Origin of the sequence: Streptomyces sp. VRA16 Mangrove soil (assembly GCF_017377775.1) — a bacterium.
Lineage (GTDB): Bacteria > Actinomycetota > Actinomycetes > Streptomycetales > Streptomycetaceae > Streptomyces.
Map to the genome: position 1 here is coordinate 147400 of NZ_JAFVLN010000004.1, position 21126 is coordinate 168525.

Sequence of the window (21126 nt, forward strand, 5' to 3'; positions counted from 1 at the left end):
CCCACCGGACCGGCTAACCGACGGGTGCCGTCGCCGCCGAAACGGCCGCTCCCCACATCCCCAGGGCCTCGTCCACCTGCGTCTCCGACACGACGAGCGCCGGAATCATCCGCACCACGTTGCCCCAAGGGCCGCAGGTCAGCAGCAACAGCCCCGCGTCCGCGGCGGCCTGCTGCGCCCGGAGGGCCGTCGCCGCGTCGGGCTCGCCGTCCGGCGTCGTGAACTCGCTCGCCAGCATCAGGCCGAGACCGCGTACGTCACCGATGGCCGGGGTCTTCGCGGCGACGTCCTCCAGGCCGGTCCGCAGCCGTGCGCCCATCGCCGCCGCGTTGGCGACGAGCCCCTCCTCCTCGATCACGTCGAGCGTCGCGCAGGCCGCGGCGCAGGCGACCGCGTTGCCGCCGTAGGTGCCGCCCTGGGAACCGGGCCTGACCTTGTGCATCAGCTCGGCCGACGCCGCGATCCCGGACAGCGGGAACCCGGACGCGAGCCCCTTCGCCGTGATCAGCACGTCGGGGCGGACGCCGAAGTGGTCGTGGCCCCAGAAGCGGCCGGTGCGGCCGACGCCGGTCTGGATCTCGTCGAGGATCAGCAGGATCCCGTGCCGGTCGGCGCGCTCCCGAAGCCCGTGCAGAAAGGCCGAGTTGGCCGGCACGTAGCCGCCCTCGCCGAGGACCGGTTCGACGAGGATCGCCGCCGTGTCGTCCGGGTCCGACACCGTGGCGAGCAGATGGTCGAGCTCCCGCAGCGCGAACCGGGTCGCCGTCTCCTCGTCCCACCCGTAGTGATACGCGTTCGGGAACGGCGTGATCGCCACACCTGCCATCAGGGGCCCGAACCCGGTGCGGATCTTCGTCCCCGAGGTGGTCAGGGAGGCGGCCGCCACGGTCCTGCCGTGGAAGCCGCCGTGCGCGACGACGATGTTCGGCCGGCCGGTCGCCTGCCGGGCCAGGCGCAGCGCCGCCTCCACCGCCTCGCTGCCCGAGTTCACGAAGAACAGACTGTCCAGGCCCTCGGGCAGCACGTCGCCCAGCTTCTCCACCAGGCGTTGCAGCGGCTGGTGCAGCACGGTCGTGTACTGGCCGTGGATGAGCGTGGCCACCTGCTCCTGCGCGGCCGCCACCACCCGTGGATGGCAGTGCCCGGTGCTCGTCACCCCGATCCCCGCTGTGAAGTCCAGATACCGGCGGCCGTCGATGCCGTAGAGATGGACGCCCTCCCCGCGCTGCGCGACGACGGGGGTGGCCTGACGCAAGTGCTCGGACAGTTGGGTCATGGTCCCAGCGTCAACGCCGGGCCGAACGGGCGTCAATGGGTCATGTGTGACGATTCGCCGCCCGCCTCGCGCTGACAACGCCCCGCGGATTCGCAGGAGTTCTGCGTAATTTCCGCGCCGGTGGGGTTCCCAAGCCCGGACGGTTCTGCAACAGTCCTGCGCAATCGAACGCGCGTGGCCGCTCGGCCGGAGGGAGATTCCGTGACGGTGCACGACAGGGCGCGCGGGCACGACCTCGCGGCGCTGCGCGGCCTCAACACCGCTGTGGTGCTGCGGGCGTTGCGCCAGGAGAGCCCGCAGACGGTGAGCGGGCTCGCCGGTGCGACGGGGCTCTCCCGGCCGACGGTGGAGGCGCTCGTCGAGGAGCTGACCGGGCAGGGCTGGATCGCCGAGGCGGACATCCCGGCGACGGGGCGGGCGCCGGGCCGGCCCGCGCGGCGCTACCGGTTCCGGGCCGAGGCCGGGCACGTCGTCGGCGTCGACATCGGGCTGAAGAAGATCGTGCTGCTGCTGGCCCGGCTCGACGGCGAGATCGTGGCCCGGCAACGGGAGGACTTCGCACCGCAGTTGTCGGGCGCCGAGCGCATCGCGCTGCTGCGCGCCCGGCTGCGCCGCTTCCTCGCCGGGCAGGGGCTCGGCCCGCACGACGTGTGGTCGCTGGGCATCGGCGTGCCCGGCATGGTCGACGAGACCGGGCGGATCCGGTCCGTGATCGTGCCGGACTGGACCGATCTGGATCTGGCACGACGGCTCGCCGACGACTTCCCCGGCACCGGCCGCGTGCTCGTCGAGAACGATGTGAACCTCGCGGTGCTCGCCGAGCACTGGCGCGGCGCGGCACGGCTCGCGGACGACGTGGCGTGCGTGCTGCTGGGACCGCGGATCTCCTGCGGCGTGCTGATCGACGGACGGCTGCACCGGGGACGGCGCGGCGGCGCGGGCGAGCTCGGCATCCTGCCCCAGCTCGGTGTGGACGAGGCGGAGAAGGGCTTCGCCTGGACCGGCGCACGGCTGCCCGGCGAGTCGGAGACGGACGCACTCGCCCGCGCCGTGCGGGCCGGGGACCCGGCGGCGCTCGCCGTCCTCGACCGCTTCCTGACCGGCGTCGCCCCGGCCGTCGCCGCGCTCGTGCTCGCCCTCGATCCCGAACTCGTCGTACTGGCAGGCGCGTTGGCACCGATCGGCGATCCGCTGGGCCCGCTGCTGGCCGAGCGGCTCGCGCCGCTCACCCTGCACGTGCCGCGCGTCACCGTCAGCACGCTCGGCCGCGAGGGCGTGGCCCTGGGCGCCGTGCGCCGCGCACTGGACGCGGTGGAGGTCCGGCTCCCCCAGCGGCACCCCCCGTCGAGCCCGTCCCCGCCCGCACGCTGAGCCACCCGCACGCACCACACCTCAGCCCCGCACACCCCTTCTCCCCCCTCTCCCCCTCTCCCCACCCACCGGAGACGCGTATGCGCAGGAGAACACTGCTCGCCGGTGCGCTCGCGGCGAGCCCGCTCGCCGCGGCGTGCAGCAACGGCGGCGACGCTTCGGACACCGCCTCGTCGCGCGGCCGCACCACGGTCTCGTACGGCATCTGGGACGTCGCCCAGGAACCCGGGATGCAACAGATCATCAAGGCGTTCGAGCGGGAGAACCCGGACATCTCCGTGGAGATCCAGCTGACGCCGTGGAGCTCGTACTGGACGACGCTGCGCACGTCGATGCGGGGCGGCACCGCCCCTGACGTGTTCTGGATGAACGCCGTGAACATCCAGCTGTACGCGTCGAACGGGGTCCTGGAACCGCTCGACGCGCACATCGCCCGCGACCGCACGCCGGTCGGCAAGCACCCGAAGGCGCTGGCCGACATCTACGCGTACGACGGCCGGCAGTACGGCCTGCCGAAGGACTTCGACACCGTCGGCCTCTGGTACAACAAGCGGCTCTTCGACAAGGCGGGCGTCCCGTACCCCGACGCCGACTGGACCTGGGACGACCTGCGGAACGCGGCGCGCGAGCTGACCGACCGCGGGAACCGGGTCTACGGGATCGCCGCCGAGATGGACCGGCAGGCCAAGTTCTATCCGACGGTCTTCGGCGCGGGCGGCTACGTGCTGCGCGACGGGAAGTCGGGCTTCGCCGATCCGCGCTCGATCGAGGGGCTGCGGCTGTGGACGGACCTCGTCGACCGGGGCTGGTCGCCGCCGCAGAGCGCGATGGCGGAGGTGCGGTCGCGGAATCTGTTCCTGTCGGAGCAGGTGGCGATGAACTACGACCTCTCCGCGATGGCATCGTTCATGTACGGCACCCCCGCCATCAAGGACCACGGCGGGGTGACGGTACTGCCGAAGGGCCGGGAGCGGGCCACCGTCATCCACGGCCTCGCCAATGTGATCAGCGCCAAGTCCCGTAACAAACAGGCGGCTTGGAAGTTCGTCGACTTCATGGCGCGCCGCCCGGCCGCCGAGATCCAGGCGAAGGGTGGCGTCACCATCTCTTCGTACGAGGGCACGCAGGACGCCTGGATGAAGTCGATGCCCGAGTTCGACCTGAAGCACTTCATCGACATGCTCGACTATGCGGTGCCGTACCCGAGTTCACGGAACACAGCCGTGTGGGAGGACCAGGAGTACCTGCTGCTCGGGGCCCCGTTCAGCGGCAAGGGCGGCATCGAGCAGGCGGCCAGGACGCTGGCGAGGCAGATGGACCGGGCGCTCGACGAGGAGGGCAAGTGATGGCCGTGTTCCCGTCGACGGCCGCCGCGGAGGCGGAGGGCCGGATCAGGAGGCCGCGGTCACGGCCGGGGGCGCCCGGCGCCACGAGCCGAGGCCCCAACTCCGCCACGCAGAAGGCCGCCTATCTCTTCATCGCGCCGATCGGCATCGGCTTCCTGGTGTTCTACATCTGGCCGATGCTGCAGACGTTCGGGTACAGCTTCACCGCGTTCGGCCCGTTCGGCGGCAACACCTGGGTGGGCGGCGACAACTACGCCCGTGTGGTGCAGGACGTCACGGTGTGGCGGGCCGTCGGCAACACGCTGCTGTACGGGGCGATCGGCCTGGTGACGCTGCCGCTGTCGATCGTGGTGGCGGCGCTGCTCAACCGGCGCGGGCTGCGCGGGGTCACCGTCTACCGCGCCCTGTACTTCATCCCGTTCGTGACCCTGCCGGTCGCCGTGGGCCTGGTCTGGAACTGGCTGTACAACGGCAACTTCGGCCTGCTCAACGAGGTGTTGTCATGGTTCGGGATGTCCCGGCACTTCTGGGCCTCCGACCCCTCGTCGGCGCTGTGGGCGATCGGTGTCGTCGCCGTCTGGCAGAGCGTCGGCTACTACCTCGTCATCTTCATCGCGGGGATCAAGGGGATCCCCCAGGACTACTACGAGGCCGCGGAGCTGGACGGCGCGGGCCCGGTGCGCCGCTTCTTCCGGATCACCCTGCCGCTGCTGTCGCCCAGCATCTTCTTCGCCGCGGTCATCTGCGTGATCAACTCGCTCCAGATGTTCGACCTGATCTACGTGATGATGAGCCCGACCAACCCGGCGCTCGGCTCCACCCAGTCCGTGGTGAGCCTCTTCTACCAGTGGGCGTTCCAGCAGAACAACCAGGGCGCGGCGGCCGCGCTCGCCTTCGTCCTGATGCTGCTCACCGCGTCCCTGACGTACCTTCAGTTCCGGCTCCAGAAGAGGTGGGTGCACTATGCGTGACCGGCTGCGCCGCGTGGACGGCGGTACCGTCGCCACGCACATCCTGCTCTCGCTCGGCGCGCTCGTGATGGTCTTCCCGTTCCTGTGGCAGCTGCTCACGGCGCTGAAGACCCTGCCGGAGGCCGTGCACGTCCCGACGACGTTCCTGCCGCAGGAGTGGAACTGGTCCGCGTTCAAGGAGGTCTTCACCGCACTGCCGTACGGGAGGATGCTCGGCAACAGCGTCATCAACACGGTGGGCAGGACGGCGGGTCAGCTCGTGTTCTGCTCGCTCGCCGCGTACGCCTTCGCGCGGATGCGGTTCCGCGGCAAGAACGTGCTGTTCGCCCTCTTCCTGTCGGTGCTCCTGGTCCCCTCGTCCCTGCTGATCCTGCCGCAGTACGACATCATCCAGCGGCTCGGTCTGCTCAACACACCGCCGGCGCTGTTCCTTCCGGGCATGTTCAGCGCGTTCGGCACGTTCATGCTGCGGCAGTTCTTCCTCGCGCTGCCGCGGGACCTGGAGGAGGCGGCGCGCATCGACGGCGCGGGGCCGTTCCGGATCTTCTGGTCGATCATGCTGCCGCTGATCCGGCCCGCGCTCGCCGCGCTCGCCGTCATCACGGCGATGTGGTCGTGGAACGACCTGCTGTGGCCGCTGGTCGTGAACACCGACCCGGCGAAGATGCCGATCAGCGCCGGGCTGACCTCGCTGGAGGGCCAGTTCGAGACCAACTACCCGGTGATGATGGCCGGTTCGCTGATCGCGAGCCTGCCGATGATCCTGCTCTATCTCTTCCTCCAGCGGCACTTCGTGCAGGGCATCGCCCAGAGCGGCACGAAGGGCTGAACCGAGCCACGCAACCGGGACCACGCACAGCGAAAGGACGTTCATGGCACGCCTCGACGTGGGCCTGATCGGCGCGGGCGGCATCGCCCGCGCGCATCTGCCCGCCTGGACCGCGCTCGGCGCACGCGTCACGATCCTGTCGACCGACGGCAACGCGGAGCGACTCGCCGCGGAGCACCGCGACTTCGGTGTCACCGCGACGGACTCGCTCCCCGAACTCCTCGACCGCTGCACCGTCGCCGACGTGTGCACCCCGACCTTCACCCACCGGGAACTGACGCTCGACGCGATCGCCGCGGGCAAGCACGTGGTGTGCGAGAAGCCGCTCGCGCTGAGCGTCGCCGAGGCGCGCGAGATGGCGGACGCCGCCGAAACCGCCGGGGTACTGCTCTTCCCGGCGCACGTCGTCCGCTATTTCCCGGCGTACGCGGCGCTCGCCGACGACGTGGCGGCCGGCCGGGTCGGCACCCCCGCGGTGCTGCGCTTCTCCCGCTCGGGCCGCTTCCCGGTGTGGGCGCCCTGGTTCGCCGATCCGGCCCTGTCGGGCGGCATTCTGGTGGACCAGATGATCCACGACCTGGACTTCGCCCGGTTGCTCGCCGGGGAGGTGGTCCGGGTGCACGCGCGGGTCCGCGGTCACCAGGGCCCCGGCGCCCAGAACGGCGACGTGACGACCGGCACGGCCGTCCTCACCCACGCGTCCGGCGCGATCAGTCATGTGCTCGGCGTGTGGGGGCCGCCCGACCTCCCGTTCCGTACGACGTTCCGGGTCGCCGGGCCCGGCGGCATCCTGGAGCACGACTCGACGGCCCAGACCGGCTTCCGGGTGCTCGCCCAGGGGCGGCGGCCGCTCGGCGAGGGCATCCCCGGCAGCCCGATGACGGAGAGCCCGTACCTGACCGAACTGCGCGAGTTCGCCGCCGCGGTGGCCGGTGGGCCCGCGCCCCGGGTGTCGGCGCGCGACGGTGTCGAGGCGGTCCGGATCGCGGTGGCCGCGGCCGAGTCGGCCCGCACCGGCGAACCCGTCGAACTGAAGCCGACCGAGGAGGCGGGCCTGTGAAGACCATCAAGGTGGGAGTGCTGTCGTTCGCGCACGTCCACGCGGGCGGGTTCGCGCGCGGGCTCGCCGGCCTGGACGGCGTGGAGGTGCTGACCGCCGACCCGGACACCGGTCCCGGGGTGCCGGGCGAGCTGCGCGGCAAGGAGTTCGCGGCCCGGATCGGCGTCAACTACGTCGACACGTACGAGGAGTTGTTCGCGTGGGGCCCCGACAAGGTCGTGGTCTGCGCGGAGAACGTGCGCCACCGCCCGCTGGTCGAGCTCGCCGCGTCGCACGGCGTCGACGTGCTGTGCGAGAAGCCGCTCGCCACGACGCCCGAGGACGGCGCGGCCATGGTCGAGGCGTGCCGGGCGGCGGGGGTGCGCCTCGCGGTGGCGCATCCGGTGCGGTTCAGCCCCGCCTATCTGGCGGTGCGCGAGGCGGTGCGGGCCGGGACGGCGGGCGAGGTGCTCACGGTGTCCGCGGCCAACAACGGCTACATGCCGGGCGCGCGCCGCCGCTGGTTCGTGGACCCGGCGCTCGCGGGCGGCGGCGCCCTGACGGACCACACCGTGCACGTCGTGGACCTGCTCGACGACCTCTTCGAGGCGAGCCCGGTGACGTCGGTGTACGCGCAGACGAACAACCTCCTGTACGAGGCCGCGGGCGACGTCCCCGTCGAGACGGCGGGCCTGCTCACCCTCACGTACGCGAACGGGGCGGTGCTCACCCTGGACTGCAGCTGGAGCCAGCCGCGGCACCACCCGGCGTGGGGCGGCCTGTCGATGCAGGTCGTCGGGGAGCGGGCGATCCTGGAGATGGACGCCTTCGACCAGAAGGTGTTCGGCTTCGACGAGACGGCGCGCCGCCCCGTGGAACTCCCGTACGGCGTCGACCTGGACGGTCTGATGCTGCGCGCGTTCCTGTTCGGACCGGGCGAGGGCCCCGTGGACGTCACCGACGGCGCGGCGGGCCTGCGCGCGCTGCGGATCGTGGCGGCGGCCTACGAGTCGGCGCGGACGGGGCGGGCCGTGCCCGTCGGATAGCGTCGGCGGATGCGCAGATCCGAACTGACCGGTGGGGACGGGGCCTGGGCGGGCCTGGAGCTGGAGGTGACGGGCCGTCCGCGCCCCCGCCTGTGCCCGTACGTCGCCGAGGGCGGGCGGCTTGTGGTGCGGCGGGGCGACGGGGCTCCGGTGCTGCTGGCGCGCGTCGAGGACGACGAGTGCGGAGTCGATGTGCTGCGCACCGGCCGGCACCGGTCCCCGCTGCCGCCGCCGCGCGCCGACGAGGCCCGGCAGCGGGGAGGCGACGCCGCCCGCTGGGCGCACCGGTGCGCCGACGCGCTGGCCGCTGCGCCCGACAGCCCGCTGCACGACGGCCGTTGGGCGCTGCGGAGCAGTACCCGCTTCCAGCGCTGGGGACCCGAACTCGCGCCGGTGCTCGACCGGTGGCGCGAGCGTCTGGTCACCGGGGATCCGGACGGTTACCTGGACTGGTTCCGCTTCAACGGCGCGGGCGAGATCCTGCCGCTACGGGCCTGGCCCGAGGCGGCGGACGCCCGCGTGAAGGCGTACCGCAAGCAGGCCCGTGACGGCACGCTGCCGCCCGTCCTGCTCTGGTGGTTCAGCGGCCTCGACGCCCATCTCGTGCTCGACGGGCACGCCCGCCTGGTCGCGGCCCTGGCCGAGGAGCGGGAGCCCGCCGTGCTCGAACTCACCCGGCTGGCACCGCCGGACGAGGCGGCGCGGGACTCGGCCGCGGCCGTGACGTCGTACACCGCGGAGATGGCCCGTTTCCGGACACTGCGGGCCGCGCACGGCGACCGGGTCCCGGACGGCGCCGCGCTGATGGGCCCGGTGCTGGCCCGCGCCCTGCACACCGCGCGCACCGGCCACCGGCCCACCTGGGCCTGGCCGTTGCCGGGCGGCGCGGCGACCTGGGACCGGTGGGCGCGGGAGGTGCTTGCGGGGTGGGAGGGACTGCCGGGGTGACCTGATCGCGGGCCCGCCCGACACGGCGTTCGGGTCGGTGCGGCAGGATGGCCCGGCGCGCGGATCGCCACGTCGTCGGCACGCGCCCTTCACATCCCCGAACGAGCAGGTACCACGTGACGAAACATCACATAACAGTCTCCGCAGCCGTGTTCCGCCCGTGCGGAGGTGTCCGATGACCCGCGCCGTCGATCTCCACGACCTGATCTTCGCCGGTGTCGCGCTGTTCGGCGGGCTCCTGGCGGGCCTGCTGCTGCGGATGCTGCTGCGCTGGCTCGGCGTCCGCGCGAGCCGGACCCGCTGGGGCGGGGACGATGTGATCGTCGACGCGCTGCGCACCCTCGTCCCGTGGGCGGCGGTCGCCGCGGGCGCGGCGGTGGCGGCCGAGGTGCTGCCGCTGACGGCGCGCACCGGACGCAATGTGAACATGTCGCTGACCGCGTTCGTGATCGTCGCGGCGACGCTGACGGCGGCCCGTGTCATCACCGGCCTGGTCCGCACGGTGGCGCAGTCCCGTGCGGCGGTGGCGGGGTCGGCGACGATCTTCGTGAACATCACCCGGGTCGTCGTCCTCGCGATGGGCTTCCTGGTCGTCCTGCAGACGCTCGGTATCTCCATCGCTCCTCTGCTGACCGCCCTCGGCGTCGGCGGCCTGGCGGTGGCGCTCGCCCTCCAGGACACCCTCGCCAACCTCTTCGCCGGTGTGCACATCCTCGCCTCGAAGACGGTGCAGCCCGGCGACTACATCCGTCTGAGCAGTGGCGAGGAGGGCTATGTCGTCGACATCAACTGGCGCAACACGGTGGTGCGGCAGCTCTCCAACAATCTGGTGATCATCCCGAACACCCAGCTGTCGGGCACGAACATGACCAACTTCAGCCGCCCGGAACAGCAGATGACCCTGACCGTGCTCGCGGGCGTCGGCTACGACAGCGACCTGGAGCACGTCGAGCGCGTGACCGTCGAGGTCGTCACCGAGGTCATGAAGGACGTCGAGGGCGCGGTCCCCGACCACGAGCCGCTGGTGCGCTTCCACACGTTCGGCGACTCACGGATCAGCTTCAACGTGATCCTGGGCGTCGGTGAGTTCAGCGACCAGTACCGGATCAAGCACGAGTTCATCAAGCGGCTGCACCAGCGCTTCCGTGCCGAGGGCATCCGGATCCCCTCGCCGGTGCGGCAGGTGGCGATCGCGCCGGGCAGCCAGCAGATCGTGATCCCGCAGCAGCGGGACGGCGCGGAGCACACCGCCCCGCAGGCCGGCTGAGGCCGGTCAGCCGAGCAGCCGCCCCACGACGCGGGCGGCTGTCTCGTACATGAAGGCGTTGCGGTCGCGGTAGTAGTCGAGTTCGTGCACGGCGATGGTGAGCGCCCAGCCGCGGCCGCGCGTCCAGGTCGCCTCGTCGCAGCCGACGGCCTCGCGGAAGGTGTCGCGCAGCCGGTCGTCGAGGACGTACCAGGCGACGATCAGGTCCACCGCGGGGTCGCCGACGCCCATGCAGGCGAAGTCGAGGACGGCGGCCAGGCGGCCGGTGTCCGGGTCGACGAGGAGATTGCCCGGCTCCAGGTCGCCGTGCACCCAGACGTCGGGGCCGGCCCAGCCGGGCGCGGCCAGGGCGGCCTCCCACAGGGCGATCGCCGCTTTCGGGTCGAGGACGTCGCCGAGCCGTGCCACGGCGTTGCGGGTCGAGGCGTCGCGCGGTGCGAGCGGCTTGCCGCGGTCGGCCGCCGGGGCGCCGGTGGTGTCGACGCGGCGCAGGGCCCGTACGAACCCTGCCACGTCCCGCGCGAAGGCCTCGGGCTGGCTCTCGGCACCGACGGCGGGGAGGGTGCCGGGGATCCACCGGTAGACCGCCCACGGCCAGGGATAACCGTGCCCGGGCGCGCCCTCGCCGACCGGCGTCGGGACGGGGACGGGCAGCTCCGGGCCGAGCCGCCGCATCCAGTGCTGCTCCCCCGCCACATCGGCGGCGGCGCCCGGGGTGCGCGGCATCCGGACGACCAGGTCGTCGCCGAGCCGGAAGAGCATGTTCGAGGTGCCGTCGGAGGCGACGTGGCGCACGGGCAGCCCGGCCCGGTCGGGGAAACGGTCGGCGAGCAGCGCCTCGACGAGCGCCTGGTCGATGTCGGGTTCGTCGTCGTGCAGCTTGCGCGGGGACGTCATCGTCGCCTTCCGGGAGGCCGGTGATCCGGCGGGCGACGATACCGAGCGGCCCCGCGCCGGGCACGCGGTTTTCCCGTGGGGCGCCGCGCCGGTGTGCGCCCGGCCACCGCGCGGGGTCCACTGGAGGGACGAGCCCCACGGACTCCCGAAGGATCCCGCCATGGCCCACGCGGCCCCCGAGCCACCGCAGGCGCCCGACCCGCCGGAGCTCACCGCGATCGACGCCCTTCTGGCCCGGCAGGCCGGGCAGGCGCTGCGGCACTCCTTCCAGCTCCTGGGCGGCGACGCGGCGCGCGCGGCCGCCGTGAGCGCGCCCGAGCTGCCGGTGGACCCACCGGACTGGGCGCAGGCGGTGGCGGACGCGGCGGCCGAGCCGACGGTGGTGTTCGGCCCGCTCACGGACCCGGCGGGGCGGATCGTGGACTTCGTGGACGTGGCGGCGAACACCGCGGCCCGGGTGCTGGCCCCGCGCTCGGCGCCGGGGCTCGGCCAGCGCCTGACCGTGACCCAGCCGACGGCGGTGGCGTCCGGTCTTTTCCCCGCGATGCGGCAGGTCCTGGTCAGCGGCGAGCCGCTGACCGGCCGGGACTGGGACGCCACGCTGATGGCCGACGGCGCGCCCCTGCACCGGCGGCTGCGGATCACGGCGACGCGCTACCGCGGCCATGTCGTGGTGACCTTCGACGACACGGCCCGCCGCCACGAGCTGATCAGCGACCGCGTCCAGGAGCAGGGCCTCATCGGCTGGGGCGAGTGGGAACTGGCCTCCGGGCACTGCGACTGGTCACCCGGCCTGTACGTGATCTTCGACCGGGGCCCCGGTTCCGCGCCGCTCACCCTCGGTGAGCTGTCCCGCTGTCTGGTGCCGCAGGACCGCACCGCGTTCCGGGTGGCCCTGGAGCACGTGATGTCCGGGCTGCCCGTCGAACAGGACCTCCGGCTGCGCCTCACCGGTCACGTGCGTCACCTGCGCTTCGCCCTGGAGCCGCAACGGGGGGTGCGCGGCCCGGTGTGGGGCGTCCAGGCCCTCGTACGGGACGTGTCGAAGTCGTATCTGCGCCGGGTGCAGCTGAACGCGGCGGTGGACGCCGCCGAGCGGAGCGGGCAGCAGGCGGACGCGGAGGCCCGGGTCGCGGCCCGGCTGCGGGAGGCGGTGCTGCCCTCGCACCCGCCGGAGATCACGGTTCAGGGCGTGACGTCGGCGGTCGCGTACCGGCCCGCCGAGACCCGTCCGTCGATCGGCGGCGACTGGTACAACGTGCAACCGCTGCCCGACGGCCGGGTCCTGTACGCGCTCGGCGACGCGGCGGGCCACGGCCTCGACGCGGTGGCCCGGATGGCGTCCCTGCGCGGCGGCCTCGCCGGGCTCGCCCACACGGGCCGGCCCGTCGAGGAGCTGACCGCCTGGCTGAACCTGATCACCTGCGACGAGGGCATGGACGGCACCGCCACCGCGATCGTCAGCCGGTACCACCCGGACCGCGAGCTGCTGCGCTGGGTGCGCGCGGGGCACCTCCCGCCGGTCCTGCTGCGCGACGGCAGGGCCCACCTGCTGGACGAGCACAGGGGGCTGATGCTCGGGGTGCTGCCCGACGTGACGTACACGGCATCCGAGCTGGCGCTGCGCGAGGGCGACACGGTCCTGATGTGCACGGACGGCCTGGTGGAGCGGCGCGACCAGGACATATCCGAGGGCCTCGCGGCGCTGCTGAGCGCGGCCGAGCGATACGCGGAACTCTCGCCGCAGCAGCTGGTGGACCGGGTCAGCGCGGAGCTGCTGCCCGTGCCGCACGAGGACGACTCGTGCCTGCTGGCGCTGCGGCGCGGCCATGCCGCGGTGACCGGCCACGCGGGGGGAGACTGACCCGCATGTGCCACTACTGCGGTTGCCGCGACATCCCCCTCATCAAGGAGTTCATCGCCGAGCACGAGCGGGTCACGGACACGGCGGGCGACGCGCTGCGCGCCCTGGACCGCGGCGATCCGGCGGCGGCGCGCGCCCTCGTGGACCGGATGGCCGTGGACCTCGCGGCGCACTGGAAGGGCGAGGAGGACGGCCTGTTCCGGGTGATGAGCGAGGACCCGGAGTACGCGGACTACATCGCGGCCCTGGAGTCCGAGCACCGCGGACTCGCCGCGCTGCTACCGGCGTTGGACCTCACGTCCCGCACCGACGTCGCCACGTTCACCGAGGCGGTCCACGAGCTGCACCGGCACATCGCCAAGGAGGAGGACGGCCTGTTCCCCGCGTCGCTGACCGCGCTCTCGGGCGACGAGTGGGACGCGTCGATGGCGGCGTGGCGCGGGGCGCATCCCTGAACTCCCGCGCGCCGGAGCCCGGGAGACGACCGGGACGCCCCCGTGCCGTCACGCCCGCGGCGGCGGGGATCGGCAGGGCCGGGGGTGCAGTAACGGGCGCAGGCTTGGACGCCGCAGGCGATAGCTGTCCTCCGTCCGCTGCCCTCCGACTGCTGTCCTCCGTCCGCTGCCCTCCGACTGCTGTCCTCCGTCCGCTGCCCTCCGACTGCAGGGCGACCTCGGGCGGCGTCCAGGCGTCATGCAGCGTACGAGAGTACGCCTGGCTCGGGTCCACTTGTCGTGGGATGGGGTGACATCGACGGTGCCAGGCCGCGAGACCGGTCCGACAGGACCGTGGTCAGTTCCGCCGCAGGTGCACGGGCAGGCTGAGCAGTCCCCGGTGGCGGGGGTTCGGCTGCCAGCGGGCCTCGTGCTGCTCGTGCGGGCGGAGGCCGGGGAAGCGCTCCACGATCCGGGCGAGCGCGATCTCCGCCTGGAGGCGGGCCAGCGAGGCGCCGAGGCAGTGATGGATGCCGTGGCCGAACGCGAGGTGCCGCGACACGTCGGCGCGCCGGATGTCGAACCGGTCCGGGTCGGGGAACACCGCGGGGTCGCGGTCCGCGCCGAGCAGCGATATGTGTACGAACTCACCCTCCTGCACGGTCACTTCACCGATCCTGACCGGCTCGGTGGCGTACCGGAGCGACGCCAGTCCGGACGGCGATTCGTAACGCAGCGCCTCTTCGACCGCGCCGCGCACCAGCGACGGGTCGGCGCGCAGTGCGGCGAGTTCGGCGGGGTGGGTGAGGAGGGAGTGGAGGGCGTTGGCGATCAGGTTGACGGTGGTCTGGTGGCCGGCGATCACCAGCAGGAACGCCATCGAGGTGATCTCGTCCTCGGTCAGCCGGTCGTCCTCCCGGGCCGTGAGCAGCGCCGACAGCAGGCCGTCGTCGGGCTGTTCGCGTTTGAGGGCCATCAGTGCGCGCAGGTAGGCGTGCATGCTCTCGGCGGTGAGGACGGAGACCTCCCCGTCGCCCGGCCCGCCGTCGAAGGTGTTGCCCCGTACCCGCAACTTCTCGTGGTCCGCGTCCGAGGCCCCGAAGAGATCGAAGACGACCGCGACCGGCAGCGGCAGCGGCAGCGCGAAGTCGGCGATCAGTTCCGCCTCGGTCCCTGCGTCGAGGGCGTCGAGGAGCCGGTCGACATGCCGCTCGATCGAGGGGCGCAGGACCGCGGTGCGGCGCGCGGTGAACGCCTGCTGGACGAGCCGCCGCAGCCGGGTGTGGTCCGGTGGATCCGCGTTGAGCATGTGCGAGAACAGGCCGCTGCCCGGCCCCTGGTCGGCCCCGGTCCGCCGCCCGAGCCGCTGCACCGCCTGATTCTTCGACAGCCGCGGGTCGGCGAGCAGCGCCTTCGCCTCGGCGTAGCCGGTCACCACCCAGCCCTCGACCGGTGCGCCGCCCGGATAGCGGACGTGACGGATCCCGCCGTCCTCGCGCACCTCGCGGTAGAGGTCGTGCACCCGGTCCTGCCAGCCCTCACCGAGGACGGTGCCGCCGTCAGCGGGCATGGCGTACGCGGTCGCGGTGCCCGACATGGACGGTCCGCACTCCCAGGAGCCCGACGAGCGGCACCTCGGCGGTCCGCTGCCCGGGTGCCACGACGAGGCCGTCCCGCCGGACGCGGTCCAGGAGCAGCTCCGCCAGTGGCAGCACCATGTGGCGTCCCCAGCAGCGCTCACTGACGTGCCCGAACGGCATGTACCCGGGCGTGCTGTCCGGGTCGAGGGTGTCCCACCGCTCGGGGCGGAACTCGTCCGGGGCCTCCCACAGGGCGGGGTCGCGGTGGGTGAGCAGCGGCAGCATGAGGATGTCGTCGCCGGGCCCGATCCGGGGATCGATCGCCGGATACTCGGGGCTGCGGTTGCGCAGCAGGTTCCAGGACGGCGGGAGCAGCCGCATCGCCTCATACAGGATGTTCCGGTTCGAGGTCTCCTCGTCGAAGGGCGAGCCGAGCCAGAGGGCGTTGGCGACGAGCGTGGAGACGGTGAAGCAGACGGGCGCGGCCGCGCGCCGGTACATGCCCATCGCGTAGCGGCGGTCGTGGTAGCCGCGTGCTTCGGCGAACAGGTTGCCGATGTGTGTCAGATGCGGGCCGGGCTCGGGACGGAACGGCAGGGCGGCGCCCGCGACGATCGTCGACCACGTCAGCCGGGGGTCGATCTCCAGCTTGCGGGACATCAGGATGCGCAGCCGGTACGGATCGTCACGCAGGACGAGGTCGCGCAGGAAGAGGTGCCCGGTGAGAGGCCACGGCCCCGAGAGATCCGCACCCCGTGCACCCGTCGGCAGCGGCTGCTCCAGCGCCTGGCGCACGTCCTTGCCGATGGTCCGGATCACGGACGACGCCTCGGCCTTGGCGATGGACCGCCCGTGCAGCGGTTTGAATGTCGGCCGCTCGGTCTCGGTGGCTTTCCGGGCGGCGAGAATGCGGTCGGAGAGTTCCGCGCCCGCGACACCTATCGTGTCGGGTTCCAGCCTGACGAGGTCCTTCCCGAGATGGTCGTCGATGAGTGCCTGGAGGCGCGGGGCGAATACGGTCGTACGTCGCGCGCGATAAATCGAGCGGGAAATGACGGGCACAGAATTTCTCCGGAGAATGGCAGAGGGCCCGAACTCGGCGGGGCCAGTCGGTCATGAGGCTCGGCCGGGTTCGGGCCCGGTGCTGGCACTACCGGTTTAGTACCAGAAATACCAGGCGCTCTTCTTGAGACTCGGCTGGTTCTTTTTGGCGGACCGCAGAGCGGTGAGGAACTTCGACATGAATATTCCCCCCTCCTTCGTGTTCGGATGATGGTGAACAGGGCCGGCACGCATGCCCTTTCCGAAGTGAAGCCGTAGACGACGCCCGTTGTCAATGGGGCCCATGTCGCCTTGGTCAGTCTTTTCCATTGCGGTATTTCCTATGGCCGGGGTGAAGGATTCCGGAAATCCAATACCTGGGCCACCTGGCAATCGCCAGTGGGAATTCAGTCATGATCGACTGGAAAGATCTGGCCATCCGGGCCGCCCGCGCCGTCGTGGGCGTCGCCCGCGAAGCACGGCACGTCGCCACGCCACCAGGCCACGAGGCCACGAGGCCACCAGGCCACCAGGCCACCAGGGGAACGGAATCCAGCCGCAACCCGTACGAAACCCCGCGCCGCACTGTGCTTCATACACTCGGCCTACGCATCCCGGACCACGGGATCCCGGACGCGCCTGCGGGCAACCGCTCACGAGGAGAACGGAGTTGGCGCACATCGTTCCGATCCGCACCCCGGCCGCATGGGCGCCGCAAGGGGGCAGCACGCTCACCTTTTCCACCGTCCACGGCTACCGCCGCGCCTACCGGATCGCCGGCGAAGGACCCGCCGTACTGCTCATCCACGGCGTCGGGGCCACCTCCGCGCACTGGGAGGACTGCATCGCGGCTCTCGCGCGCCGGCACACCGTCCTCGCACCTGACCTGCTCGGGCACGGCGATTCCGCGAAGCCCCGCGCCGACTACTCGGTCGCCGCTTACGCGAACGGGCTCCGCGACCTCCTCGGTGTACTCGACATCGAACGCGTCACGCTCGTCGGGCACTCGCTCGGTGGCGGGGTCGCCATGCAGTTCGCGTACCAGTTCCCCGAGCGCGTGGACCGGCTCGTCCTCGTCTCGACCGGCGGGGTCGGACGCCAGGTCACCCCCGTCCTGCGGGCCGCGACGCTGCCCGGCGCAGGGCTCGCGCTCGGTCTGCTGAAGGTGCCCGGCGCGCACTGGCAGATCCGCGCGTTCATCCGCGCCCTCCAGCTCCTGGACACCGGGCTCGGCGTGGACGCGGCCGACCTCGTCGACGTGGTCGACGCCCTGCCGGACCAGAGCTCCCGCGCCGCCTTCACGCGGACGCTGCGGGCCGTCGTGGACTGGCGCGGACAAGTGGTCACCATGCTGGACCGCTGCTATCTGACCCAGGGCATACCCACGCTCCTCGTGTGGGGCGACCGCGACAGCGTGCTGCCGGTGGCGCACGCCCACATCGCCCACCGGGCGATGCCCGGCAGCCGGCTGGAGATCTTCTCCGGCGCCGGGCACTTCCCGCACCACGCCGATCCCGCACGGTTCATCCGGGTCCTGGAGGACTTCATCGCCACCACCACGCCCGGCGACTGGAGCATCGAGCAGTGGCGTGAACTGCTGCGCGCAGGAGGCCCGCAGGAGAAGCGTGACATGGCACGCGAGTACCACGAGGCCAGCGAACGCAGCGCGACGTGAGAAGGGTCAGGGTGTCGGTGACGGCTGCCGTTCCGGGTGGGACGTCGGCGTCAGTGGCGCGCACACCGTGACGTCGCGGGCGCAGGTGCACCATCGCCTGACGTGTCGACCGTCGTCACGCCCCGAACGTCCGCCTGCGCGCGTGGTTCCGCGCCTGCCGGGCGGCGGCGCGGCGCGCGGCGGTCACATGGTGCGGTGAGCCCCAGGCTGCGGCGACCCGCTCGGCCAGCGCGTACGTGTCGGCCGCGGCCCGGTCCTCGCCGACGAGCCGGTACGCGTCCGCGAGGGCGTGCGCGAGGGGGCGGGTGGCGTACGCACCACCCGCCGTGCCCGCGAACTGCTCGCGCAGCGGGCGCAGATGGCCGATCAGCGCGGCCGCGGTGTCCGTGTCGCCGAAGCGGACGGCGAGTTCGCAGCGGTAGTCGAGTTCGATGCCGTAGAGGTGGTCCGTGACCGGCCGGGGCGGGAAGGACACCGCTCGGGCCTGGTCGAGGCGGCCCAGCCGGGCCAGGACCAGGGCGTGGGCCACGGCGACGGGGGCGCCGACCGCCGCGTGCACCTCGCGGACCGTCCGCTCGATCTCCGCCTCCCGGCCCTGGGTGAACCGGATGGTCCACAGGCCGAGCGTGCGCGGGCCCGTGGCGTGGTGCGCGCCGACCCGCTGGAACAGCCCGTCCGCCGCCGCGTACCGTTCCTCCGCCTCCTCGAAGCGCCCGGCGACCGCGGCCAGCATGGCGTACGTGGCGGTGTTGATGCCCCTCGCCCAGCGCATCCGGTAGCGGTGGGCGAGGGCGAGGCCCGCGTCGGTGTGCCGGCGGACCGCCTCCGGGTCGTTCTCGGTCGCCGCGGTCAGGCCGTCGAGGTGCTCGCACACCCAGCGGTGGGCCGGCATGTCGTGGGCCAGGGCCAGTTCGCGCAGTTCGGCGACCAGCCCGGTACGGGCCGTGCCCTGCGCCTCGTGCGGCAGCAGCCGGGCCGAGGTCATCAAGGCCGAGGCCAGCAGGCGCGGTTCGCCGTCGGCGCGGGCGAGTGCCAGCTGGTCCCGCGCCGCCGCACGCGCGCGTGGGGCGTCCTCGCCCGCCACCGCGTCCGCCAGTACCTGCAGCACCCGTGCCCGCGTCGGACCGCCCAGCGTGTCGTCGTCCGCGAGCCGCTCCAGGTGGGCCAGTGCGCCGCGGTCGACGAAGCCCTCCAGGCGGCTGCGCCAGGGTGAGGGCTCGGTCCAGGCGCCGTAGACCCGGGCGGCCAGGTCGTCGCGGCCCGCCCGCACGGCGAGCGCTACGGCACGCTGCCGGGTGCGCCGGGCCGCGTCCGTGGCACCGGCCCGCATCTGCGCGCCGAGCAGCCGTACCAGCAGCGCGACCGTGGCGTCGGGGTGCGCCTCGGGGTCGTCGGTCGCCGTGACGTGCGCGTCCAGAGCCTGTTCGATGAGACCGACGGCGACGTCATGGGCGTAGCGGCGTTCGGCCCGTTCGGCGGCGCGCAGCCCGTAGTCGACGGCCTGCGCGGCGTTCGCGGTGCGGCCCGAGCGGGCGAAGTGGTGGGCGAGCGCGGCCAGGCCGTCGGGGCGGTGGCGGCGCAGTTCTTGCGCGATCCGGTCGTGCAGGCGGGCCCTGCGGATGCCTGACAGGTCCGTGTACACGGTGTCGCGGACGAGCGCGTGCACGAAGCGGACGCGTCCGGGGCCGGGCTCGGTCAGCAGGTCCGCGGCGACGGCGGCGTCCAGGCCCGCGAGCACGCTCTCCTCGTCCGTGTCGGCGGCGTCCACCAGAAGCGCGACATCGCTCTCCACGCCCGCGACCGCCGCGAGCCGCAGCGCCACGCGCGCGGGCTCGGTCAGCAGCGCGAGGCGTCTGCGCAGCACGTCCCGCACCCCTTGCGGGACCTCCGAGACAGCCACCAGCGCGCCCTCCTTGGCGAGCAGGCGGGCGCTCTCCCACACGTAGAACGGATTGCCGCCGGTGCGCTCGGCGAGCGCGGCCACCGTGTCCTCGTCCACCGGCGCGCCGCAGACGGTGTCGGCCACGGCGGCGACGTCCTGCCGCGACAGGCCGCCGAGGACGACCCGGTGCGGCAGCCTCGCGGCGAGCCGGGCGAGCGTGGTGGCGAGCGGTTCGCCCGCTTCGGCCGGGCGGTAACCGGCGAGGGTCAGCAGCGGTACGCCGGTGATCGCGGCCGCCGCCTCCAGCAGCGCCAGGGTCGGTCCGTCGGCCCGGTGCAGATCGTCGACGAGGACGGCGACCGGGCGTCCGGCGGCCGCGTCCCGGAGCCAGTCGGCGAAGGCGCGGTGCAGCCGGAAGCGGCCCGCGGTCGCCTCGTCGCGCGTCGTCGCGACGGGGGCGCTCTCCGGTTCGTGCAGCAGGGCGGCCAGCTCCTGCGGGCGGGCCGGCGGCACCTCACGGGCCAGGGCGCCGAGCGCCTCCACCCAGGCCCAGGCCGAAGGGGCGCCCTCGTCCTGCGGGCAGCGGCCGACGACCACCGTCCAGCCCTGGCCGCGCAGCCGGTCGGCGAACCGGCGCAGCAGCGCGCTCTTGCCCGCGCCCGGCTCCCCGGCCACCAGGGCCGTGCCGCCCGTGCGACGTGCCGCCCGCGCGACGGCGTCCAGGGCCGCGAGTTCCTCGCCCCTGCCGACGAACAGGTCACGCTCGTCACCGGGCGGCCCGACCGGCGCGGTCGCGGTGATCGGCGGCTGCGGTACGGCGGTGCGCAGCACGGCGAGGCGCTGGGCGCGGACGGCTCGTTCGAGCTCGGCCAGTGCGGGACCCGGATCGCCGTCCAGTTCGTCGCGGAACACGGACCGGGCGCGGCCCAGCGCGTCCAGGGCGTCCCCGCGCCGGCCCGCGGCCCAGTGGGCGAGCGCGAGCAGCCGCCAGCCCTCCTCCCGCAGCGGGGCGTCGCGCACCATGGCCTCGGCCGCCGACGCGGCGTCCGCGACATGTCCGGTACGCAGATCAGCGGCGACGGCGAGTTCGCGGGCCTCGGCGCGCAGTGCGTCGAGCCGGGCCGCTTCGGGCTCCGCCCAGGTCTCGTCCGCGTACTCCTGGAACGCGGGCCCCTGCCACCAGCCCAGCGCCTCGTCCAGCGTGCGGCGCGCCTGCGCGGCGGGCAGGTGCCGGGCGCGCCGTACCCGGGTCTCGAACCGCCAGGCGTCCACGGCGTCCTCGGGCAGCCGCAGGGCGTACCCGGGCGGCGCGGAGACCAGGAGGGACGCGGGGGCGCGGGGCGGGCGCCGCGGTTCGAGCAGACGGCGCAGGTTCGACACGTACGCCTGGAGGGAGACGGTGGCCTTGGACGGCGGCGTCCCGCGCCACAGCTCGTCCGCGAGCCGGTCCACGGACACCGTCGCGCCCCGGGCCGCGAGCAGCAGCGCGAGCACCGCCCGCTGCCGCGGCGTACCGAGGCGCAGCGGCGTCCCCGACACGTCGGCGCCCAAGGGCCCCAGCACTCTGATGCGCAGCACGCCATCGGAATGTAGCCGAAGGATCTACGCATCTGCTCAACAGCCGCTAAACGCCCGGCCCTTCGTGCTCGCCGCGACGCAA

General features: G+C 73.1%; 16 protein-coding genes. 11 read left to right on the plus strand and 5 right to left on the minus strand.

The window, feature by feature from the left end; all coding sequences use genetic code 11:
- Positions 1-13 precede the first annotated feature (13 nt).
- On the minus strand, positions 14-1276 hold the full coding sequence (locus J3486_RS12925) for an aspartate aminotransferase family protein (RefSeq protein WP_207820414.1): 1263 nt from the start codon (positions 1274-1276) through the stop codon (positions 14-16).
- 201 nt (positions 1277-1477) lie between these two features.
- Here J3486_RS12925 and J3486_RS12930 point away from each other — a divergent pair, with 201 nt between their 5' ends.
- The 8 genes from J3486_RS12930 (at position 1478) to J3486_RS12965 (ending at position 10093) form a co-directional block, all read left to right on the plus strand.
- Positions 1478-2647, plus strand: coding sequence for an ROK family transcriptional regulator (locus J3486_RS12930; RefSeq protein WP_207820415.1), 1170 nt, complete (start codon positions 1478-1480; stop codon positions 2645-2647).
- An 80-nt stretch (positions 2648-2727) separates the two neighbouring features.
- On the plus strand, positions 2728-3993 hold the full coding sequence (locus tag J3486_RS12935) for a sugar ABC transporter substrate-binding protein (RefSeq protein ID WP_207820416.1): 1266 nt from the start codon (positions 2728-2730) through the stop codon (positions 3991-3993).
- Complete coding sequence (locus tag J3486_RS12940; protein ID WP_207820417.1) at positions 3993-4964, plus strand: carbohydrate ABC transporter permease; 972 nt, start codon at positions 3993-3995, stop codon at positions 4962-4964. Before J3486_RS12935 ends, J3486_RS12940 begins: the two co-directional genes overlap by 1 nt.
- Positions 4957-5793 carry a carbohydrate ABC transporter permease gene (locus J3486_RS12945; protein ID WP_207820418.1) on the plus strand — a complete coding sequence of 279 codons (837 nt, stop codon included), beginning with the start codon at positions 4957-4959 and terminating at the stop codon, positions 5791-5793. Before J3486_RS12940 ends, J3486_RS12945 begins: the two co-directional genes overlap by 8 nt.
- A 43-nt stretch (positions 5794-5836) precedes the next feature.
- Positions 5837-6853, plus strand: coding sequence for a Gfo/Idh/MocA family protein (locus J3486_RS12950; RefSeq protein ID WP_207820419.1), 1017 nt, complete (start codon positions 5837-5839; stop codon positions 6851-6853).
- The gene (locus J3486_RS12955) at positions 6850-7878 is read left to right on the plus strand and encodes a Gfo/Idh/MocA family protein (protein ID WP_207820420.1); all 1029 of its coding nucleotides are present in this window, start codon (positions 6850-6852) and stop codon (positions 7876-7878) included. The genes J3486_RS12950 and J3486_RS12955 overlap by 4 nt, the downstream gene beginning before the upstream one ends.
- 9 nt (positions 7879-7887) lie before the next feature.
- A complete protein-coding gene (locus tag J3486_RS12960) occupies positions 7888-8826 on the plus strand; it encodes a hypothetical protein (RefSeq protein WP_207820421.1) in 939 nt (312 codons plus the stop codon).
- 175 nt (positions 8827-9001) lie between these two features.
- Complete coding sequence (locus J3486_RS12965) at positions 9002-10093, plus strand: mechanosensitive ion channel family protein (protein ID WP_207820422.1); 1092 nt, start codon at positions 9002-9004, stop codon at positions 10091-10093.
- Between the two features lie 6 nt (positions 10094-10099).
- On the opposite strand, the gene J3486_RS12970 is transcribed toward J3486_RS12965, so the two are convergent.
- Positions 10100-10990 (minus strand): aminoglycoside phosphotransferase family protein, encoded by an 891-nt coding sequence (locus tag J3486_RS12970; protein WP_207820423.1) that lies wholly within the window; start codon positions 10988-10990, stop codon positions 10100-10102.
- Positions 10991-11150: 160 nt separating this feature from the next.
- Here J3486_RS12970 and J3486_RS12975 point away from each other — a divergent pair, with 160 nt between their 5' ends.
- On the plus strand, positions 11151-12854 hold the full coding sequence (locus J3486_RS12975) for a PP2C family protein-serine/threonine phosphatase (RefSeq protein WP_207820424.1): 1704 nt from the start codon (positions 11151-11153) through the stop codon (positions 12852-12854).
- Between the two features lie 5 nt (positions 12855-12859).
- Complete coding sequence (locus J3486_RS12980; RefSeq protein ID WP_207820425.1) at positions 12860-13309, plus strand: hemerythrin domain-containing protein; 450 nt, start codon at positions 12860-12862, stop codon at positions 13307-13309.
- Between the two features lie 337 nt (positions 13310-13646).
- Here the strand turns inward: J3486_RS12980 and J3486_RS12985 are convergent, their stop codons facing one another.
- On the minus strand, positions 13647-14885 hold the full coding sequence (locus tag J3486_RS12985; protein WP_207820426.1) for a cytochrome P450: 1239 nt from the start codon (positions 14883-14885) through the stop codon (positions 13647-13649).
- Positions 14848-15921 carry a cytochrome P450 gene (locus J3486_RS12990; protein WP_207820777.1) on the minus strand — a complete coding sequence of 358 codons (1074 nt, stop codon included), beginning with the start codon at positions 15919-15921 and terminating at the stop codon, positions 14848-14850. The genes J3486_RS12985 and J3486_RS12990 overlap by 38 nt, the downstream gene beginning before the upstream one ends.
- 658 nt (positions 15922-16579) lie before the next feature.
- Here J3486_RS12990 and J3486_RS12995 point away from each other — a divergent pair.
- Complete coding sequence (locus J3486_RS12995) at positions 16580-17584, plus strand: alpha/beta fold hydrolase (RefSeq protein WP_207820427.1); 1005 nt, start codon at positions 16580-16582, stop codon at positions 17582-17584.
- Positions 17585-17699: 115 nt separating this feature from the next.
- Here J3486_RS12995 and J3486_RS13000 read toward each other — a convergent pair whose 3' ends face one another.
- Positions 17700-21044 carry a BTAD domain-containing putative transcriptional regulator gene (locus J3486_RS13000; RefSeq protein WP_307804791.1) on the minus strand — a complete coding sequence of 1115 codons (3345 nt, stop codon included), beginning with the start codon at positions 21042-21044 and terminating at the stop codon, positions 17700-17702.
- Between the last annotated feature and the right edge of the window lie 82 nt (positions 21045-21126).